A 6,376-nucleotide genomic window follows, 5' to 3' on the forward strand; every position below is an offset into this window, starting at 1 on the left:
TGAAGAAAAGGAAAAAAGGTGAAAAAAAAAGCCTATCAACTGATAGGCTTGTACTCTTTAATAACACGTAATGTTTGTAAGGTCATATCTTCAGGACCTTGTACAGGTAAACCTGCTTCTAAGTTTTTCCGAATATACTCTAAGTTTTCTTGTGTAATAATTTCCCCCGGAGTAAAGATTGGAATCCCTGGCGGATAAACCATAACAAAATCAGCTATAATACGACCCGCTGCATTTTCAAATGGAATGACTTCTGTTTCCGAATAAAAAGCATCTCGAGGAGAAAGTGCTAGCACTGGAATTTCTGGAATCTCTACTTGTATTTGAACACCTTTATCTGCCCTATTTCTAAATGTTGCTGCTAAATCGTGTAAAGCTGCAATAAGTGTATTTGTATCACTTTGTGTATCTCCCAAAGTGATAAGACATAGTATGTTGTATAGATCTGAGAGTTCTACTTCAATGTTATATTGCTCTCTAAGCCATACTTCAGCTTGGTGGCCGGTAATACCTAAATCTTTTACAGATACAATTATCTTTGTTGGATCATAGTTAAAGGTAGCATCTGTACCTAACATTTCTTTTCCAGGACAGTAAAGATGCTCAATAGAATTTATAGCATCACGAACATGCTCAGCTAATTGTATTGTTCGTTCTATGAGTGCTGTTCCTTCTGTAGCAAGACGTTTTCTCGCAACATCAAGGGATGCTAACAAGATGTAAGAAGTTGATGTAGTTGTAAGCATGCTAATAATAGATTGGACATGCTTTACATTCACTAAGCCTTCTTTCACATTAAGAATAGAACTTTGAGTTAAAGAGCCTCCTAATTTGTGAACACTTGTTGCTGCCATATCTGCACCAGCTTGCATCGCTGACATGGGTAATTCATCGTGAAAATGAATATGAACACCATGAGCCTCGTCGACTAGTACAGGGATGTCATAAGAATGTGCTAATTGTACAATCTGTTCTAAGTCTGCAGCAAACCCAAAGTACGTTGGGTTAATAACAAGTAAGCCCTTTGCATCTGAGTGCTCTTCAAGTGCTTTTTTGACAGATTGAATTGTGATTCCATGAGAAATACCGAGCTTTGGATCGATTTCAGGATGCATAAAAATCGGTTTTGCGCCTGAGAAAATAATAGCTGACATTACTGACTTATGCACGTTTCGTGGTACTAGGATTTTGTCACCAGGACCGCAAACGCTCATCACCATTGTCATAATAGCACCACTTGTACCTTGAATAGAAAAGAAAGTATGATCTGCACCGAATGCAGCGGCTGCTAAATCCTGTGCTTCTTTAATCATACCTTTTGGATGATGTAAATCATCGAGTGGCGCAATATTAATTAAATCAATTGCTAATGCATTATGCCCAATAAATTCGCGAAATGTAGGATCCATGCCCTGTCCTTTTTTATGACCAGGAATATGGAATTGAATTGGATTTCGCTTACTGTGCTCAACTAAAGCGGTAAACAATGGTGTTTCGTATTGGGACAATCTATACACCCCTTCTTCTTCATAATATTTAGTGTAATTTGTTTTATATAATCCTGCTCTAAAAAGTTTAGTCTTTTTAGAATAAGGCTTGTTTTTCTGCCATTCAAAAAATCGTTTTTGAGATGGTAGCTTCACTTTACTTTCTATAAAACAAAAGCATTATATCACCAATAATTATAGATGTATAGAAAAAAATGTTTTTAAGGTGAGTATGTTTAATAGTTAGCCTCAATTAATGAATAGAGGAAGACAATTCCATTAAAATGAATAAATAGTGTATAATGCAGAGTGGCTATAATGAAGAATAAAATATTCTCTTTAAGATAGCATAATGAAACAAGAAGAAATGATAAATGAGGTGCGAAATGGAATATCAATATCCGTTAGATTATGATTGGTCAAATGAGGAAATGGTTACAATTGTTAAGTTTTATGAAGCGATTGAGAAAGCTTATGAAAAAGGGATTATAAGAGAAGAATTAATGGGTTTATATCGTCGTTTTAAAGAGATTGTTCCATCGAAAGCAGAAGAAAAGAAAATTGATAAAGAATTTGAAGAAGTAAGTGGATACTCTATATATCGTGCTATTCAAAGGGCAAAAGAAGTCGAAGAACAAAAGCTTGTAAAAATGTAAAAAATATTTTGAAAAATAAAAACTGAAGTGATATAATGTGATAACAACTAAAAACGGACAATATAAATTGTCCGTTTTCTACTATCGATTACAAAGTGCATATAAAGGAAGGAGTGATTGCATCGTAGATTCAATCTTAGCAAGGAATTGTTCGTTGGTCATTGCTGAAAACTCCTCTGGTGATATATGAATACCAACTAATAATTCTGCTTTTTTTACAGTAGCTAATCGTTCAATCATCTTTTGTAAGTCTTCGGTTTCAAGTGTTTTATGTAATTTCACACTTGGTTTAGTATGGTCAATGGACCAAACGAAGTCATTTGGAATATTTGTTTTTAAATCATTTAAATGTTCTAAGAAGGCATGAGCCGTCTCAACTTTTTGTGGACACTCATAGATTAAACCAAAGTATATGAAGGCATGAGTACCCCATAAGCCGATTTGGAAATGCGGTAGCATTTTATATCCTCGTTTATTTGTTGAAAAAGCAACCCAAGTATCGTTTGGTGGATTGACTTTGCGGCGTGCGTGTTTTGCAACATGATAAAAAAAGTTCTCATCAGTTTGTTTGGATAAGTATTCTGCAAATTGTTCCCCTAAAGCTTCTAGCTTAGGATGAATGTTCGTTTTAATTGCACTCATTCGTTCTTCGAGACCATCAACTGTAAAGACATCAAAATCAGTTGACTTGAATGTTTGTATTGTCATGATTGTTCCTCCAACTCCTATTTTGCTTTTATTTTAGCATAGCTTGTACTATTCATAAAAAAAACAGCACAAAAAAATTTAAATAAAAAAATATAATTTTGTTGCATAGATGATTTATCCAACATAGTATAGTATAAAACAAAAAATCAGAAAATTGAATTAATTCTAGTCCGAGGGCAGACGAATATTGGGAGGAGGCAAATAATATGAGACAGGTGATTAATGCGTTAAAGAGAACAGATGCTGAAAAGAGAATACCGGTGCTACGTTTGGAGCTAGATTATGAATTAGCAACTTTATATGATGCGATGATGGAAGATGATAAACAGAAAAAAGAAGAGTGTGTACAAAAGTTAGAAGTGTTAAGACTTGAAATGATTCGTTTAGAAGCGTAATAATAGTATATGTATAAAAAATTAGTTGGTGCGAACCTTATAAAGGGTTCGTTTTTTCTGTGAACAGTATAGATCGGAGTGTTTAAACATGCAAGAAGTATGGAAAGACATTGATGCACACGCCAAACGGTGGATTCGGGATGCAGGAGAGCATTTAATGGCATCAATGAAAAAAGCACTTATTATAGAAACAAAATCAAATGCAGCTGACTTAGTTACAAATATGGATCGAGAGATAGAACAGTTTTTAATTGGGAAAATTAAAGAAACATTCCCGAATCATAATATTTTAGGAGAAGAGGGTTATGGAGACGAGATAACGTCTTCTGACGGGGTTGTTTGGTTAATTGATCCAATTGACGGCACGATGAACTTTGTTCATCAAAAAAGAAATTTTGCGATTTCAATTGGGATTTATGAGAACGGTATCGGAAAGATTGGACTTATATATGATCCAGTGCATGATGAACTATATCATGCAGTCAAGGGATCTGGAGCTTTTTGTAATGATATATCAATTCCTCCACTGAAAAAAGGAACTGTAGAGCAAGGTATTGTAGCTTTAAATGCGATATGGCTTACAGATAATCCATTGCTTAATATGGAAAGTATGATGGCACTTGTTAAGAAAGCAAGGGGCACAAGATCATATGGCTGTGCAGCGTTAGAGATGGTATACGTTGCAACAGGAAGAATAGATGCATATGTAACGCCGAGATTATCACCATGGGATTTTGGCGGAGGAAAGATAATTGTAGAAGAAGTTGGAGGTAAGGTGACGACATTCTCTGGAGCGCCACTTTCTATCATAGAGAAGAGCAGTGTGTTAGTTGCAAAACCAGGAGTGTATGAAGAAGTGTTATCGTTTATATGAGAGCAACAAAAAAAGTAAGAGGCTGTGTATAAGCTTCTTACTTTTTAGCGTTATTGTGATTTGCGCATTTTTCTTTTTGTTACAAAACCGTATCCAACTGTAACAAATGTGCCGATAATGCAAATAATAATACCGATTGGACTATTTTCAGCAATCATAATGCCGATACCGATTAAGAAAATAACACCGATAATTGCAGTTAATAAAAAGCGATATTGAATGTGTTCCATTTCTTCACCCTCCAATCTCATTTTACTTTCACAAAAGTAAGAATACAACTATATTTTCATTCTTGCTTTTATTTTAATTGCTATTGTATCCCCTTCGCTCTTATAATAGAGAAGGATTAAAAAGACATTAGGAGTTGGACATGTTGAAAAAACGACAAGATTTACGTAATATAGCAATTATTGCCCACGTTGACCATGGTAAAACAACACTTGTTGACCAGTTATTACGTCAAGCGGGGACTTTCCGTGCGAACGAACACGTTGAAGAACGCGCAATGGATTCAAATGATCTAGAAAGAGAACGCGGTATTACAATTTTAGCGAAAAATACAGCGATTCACTATGAAGATAAAAGAATTAACATTTTAGATACACCTGGTCACGCTGACTTCGGTGGAGAAGTAGAACGTATCATGAAAATGGTTGATGGTGTTTTACTTGTTGTTGATGCATATGAAGGTTGTATGCCACAAACACGATTTGTTTTAAAGAAAGCTCTTGAGCAAAACTTAACTCCAATCGTAGTTGTAAACAAAATTGACCGTGACTTCGCTCGTCCAGATGAAGTAGTTGATGAAGTAATCGACTTATTCATTGAGCTTGGTGCAAACGAAGATCAATTAGAGTTCCCAGTTGTATTTGCATCAGCAATGAACGGAACAGCAAGCTTAGATTCAAACCCAGCAAATCAAGAAGAGAATATGAAATCATTATTCGATACAATTATCGAACATATTCCAGCACCAATTGATAACAGCGAAGAGCCACTTCAATTCCAAGTAGCACTTCTTGATTACAACGACTACGTTGGACGTATTGGAGTTGGTCGCGTATTCCGCGGTACAATGAAGGTTGGACAACAAGTTGCTTTAATGAAAGTAGACGGAAGCGTGAAGCAATTCCGCGTAACGAAATTATTCGGTTACATGGGATTAAAACGTCAAGAAATTGAAGAAGCAAAAGCAGGGGACTTAGTAGCCGTTTCTGGTATGGAAGACATTAACGTAGGTGAAACAGTATGTCCAGTTGAACATCAAGATGCTTTACCATTATTACGTATTGATGAGCCAACACTACAAATGACGTTCCTTGTAAATAACAGCCCATTTGCAGGTCGTGAAGGTAAATACATTACATCTCGTAAAATTGAAGAGCGTCTTCGTTCACAATTAGAAACAGATGTAAGTTTACGTGTAGATAATACAGATTCTCCTGATGCGTGGATCGTATCTGGACGTGGGGAACTACATTTATCTATCTTAATTGAAAACATGCGTCGTGAAGGTTATGAATTACAAGTATCTAAGCCAGAAGTAATTATTAAAGAAGTTGATGGCGTAAGATGTGAGCCTGTAGAGCGTGTACAAATCGATGTACCTGAAGAATACACTGGTTCTATTATGGAATCTATGGGTGCACGTAAAGGTGAAATGTTAGATATGGTGAATAACGGAAACGGTCAAGTTCGCCTTACTTTCATGGTTCCAGCACGTGGTTTAATTGGTTACACAACAGAATTCTTAACATTAACTCGTGGTTACGGTATTTTAAACCATACATTCGATTGCTACCAACCAGTACACGCTGGACAAGTTGGTGGACGTCGTCAAGGTGTTCTAGTTTCACTTGAAACAGGAAAAGCATCACAATACGGTATTATGCAAGTTGAAGACCGTGGTGTAATCTTCGTTGAACCAGGTACAGAAGTATATGCTGGTATGATTGTAGGAGAACACACTCGTGAGAACGACTTAACAGTTAACGTTGTGAAAATGAAACAACAAACTAACATTCGTTCTGCAACGAAAGATCAAACTTCAACAATGAAGAAACCACGCCTAATGACTTTAGAAGAATCATTAGAGTACTTAAACGATGACGAGTTCTGTGAAGTAACTCCAGAATCAATTCGTCTACGTAAAAAGATTCTTGATAAGAGTGAGCGCGAAAGAGCTGCTAAGAAAAAGAAATCTGTTGAAGCGTAAAAAATAAAAAACAACACTACTACGTACGTTACGTTTAGTTT

7 protein-coding genes are annotated in these 6,376 nt (G+C 35.9%); 4 read left to right on the forward strand and 3 right to left on the reverse strand.

Annotated features, from left to right (window positions below):
• Positions 1-35: 35 nt before the first annotated feature.
• Positions 36-1,508 (reverse strand): arginine decarboxylase, encoded by a 1,473-nt coding sequence (speA, locus tag HMPREF1014_RS04650; protein ID WP_000084902.1) that lies wholly within the window; start codon positions 1,506-1,508, stop codon positions 36-38.
• Between the two features lie 365 nt (positions 1,509-1,873).
• On the opposite strand from speA, the gene HMPREF1014_RS04655 reads away from it, so the two are divergent.
• Entirely contained in the window at positions 1,874-2,143 is a 270-nt protein-coding gene (locus HMPREF1014_RS04655) for a UPF0223 family protein (RefSeq protein WP_000456549.1), read from the forward strand.
• An 81-nt stretch (positions 2,144-2,224) separates the two neighbouring features.
• On the opposite strand, the gene HMPREF1014_RS04660 is transcribed toward HMPREF1014_RS04655, so the two are convergent.
• Positions 2,225-2,851: a YktB family protein gene (locus HMPREF1014_RS04660; RefSeq protein ID WP_000155317.1), complete on the reverse strand. Its 627-nt coding sequence runs from the start codon at positions 2,849-2,851 to the stop codon at positions 2,225-2,227.
• Between the two features lie 206 nt (positions 2,852-3,057).
• Between HMPREF1014_RS04660 and HMPREF1014_RS04665 the strand changes: the two genes are divergently transcribed.
• On the forward strand, positions 3,058-3,246 hold the full coding sequence (locus HMPREF1014_RS04665) for a YkzI domain-containing protein (RefSeq protein ID WP_001250164.1): 189 nt from the start codon (positions 3,058-3,060) through the stop codon (positions 3,244-3,246).
• Between the two features lie 88 nt (positions 3,247-3,334).
• Positions 3,335-4,120 (forward strand): inositol monophosphatase family protein, encoded by a 786-nt coding sequence (locus HMPREF1014_RS04670; protein WP_001158702.1) that lies wholly within the window; start codon positions 3,335-3,337, stop codon positions 4,118-4,120.
• A 50-nt stretch (positions 4,121-4,170) separates the two neighbouring features.
• Here the strand turns inward: HMPREF1014_RS04670 and HMPREF1014_RS04675 are convergent, their stop codons facing one another.
• Positions 4,171-4,350, reverse strand: coding sequence for a DUF5325 family protein (locus tag HMPREF1014_RS04675; protein WP_000400127.1), 180 nt, complete (start codon positions 4,348-4,350; stop codon positions 4,171-4,173).
• 140 nt (positions 4,351-4,490) lie between these two features.
• Here HMPREF1014_RS04675 and typA point away from each other — a divergent pair, with 140 nt between their 5' ends.
• The gene (typA, locus tag HMPREF1014_RS04680) at positions 4,491-6,335 is read left to right on the forward strand and encodes a translational GTPase TypA (protein WP_000914762.1); all 1,845 of its coding nucleotides are present in this window, start codon (positions 4,491-4,493) and stop codon (positions 6,333-6,335) included.
• The last annotated feature ends 41 nt before the right edge of the window (positions 6,336-6,376 follow it).

Origin of the sequence: Bacillus sp. 7_6_55CFAA_CT2 (genome assembly GCF_000238655.1) — a bacterium.
GTDB lineage: Bacteria > Bacillota > Bacilli > Bacillales > Bacillaceae_G > Bacillus_A > Bacillus_A cereus.

Bases quoted from the DNA above. Each gene is read 5' to 3' on its own strand.
- HMPREF1014_RS04655 (WP_000456549.1), top strand. From the start codon at position 1,874: ATGGAATATCAATATCCGTTAGATTATGATTGGTCAAATGAGGAAATG.
- HMPREF1014_RS04660 (WP_000155317.1), bottom strand. From the start codon at position 2,851: ATGACAATACAAACATTCAAGTCAACTGATTTTGATGTCTTTACAGTT.
- HMPREF1014_RS04665 (WP_001250164.1), top strand. From the start codon at position 3,058: ATGAGACAGGTGATTAATGCGTTAAAGAGAACAGATGCTGAAAAGAGA.
- HMPREF1014_RS04670 (WP_001158702.1), top strand. From the start codon at position 3,335: ATGCAAGAAGTATGGAAAGACATTGATGCACACGCCAAACGGTGGATT.
- HMPREF1014_RS04675 (WP_000400127.1), bottom strand. From the start codon at position 4,350: ATGGAACACATTCAATATCGCTTTTTATTAACTGCAATTATCGGTGTT.
- typA (WP_000914762.1), top strand. From the start codon at position 4,491: ATGTTGAAAAAACGACAAGATTTACGTAATATAGCAATTATTGCCCAC.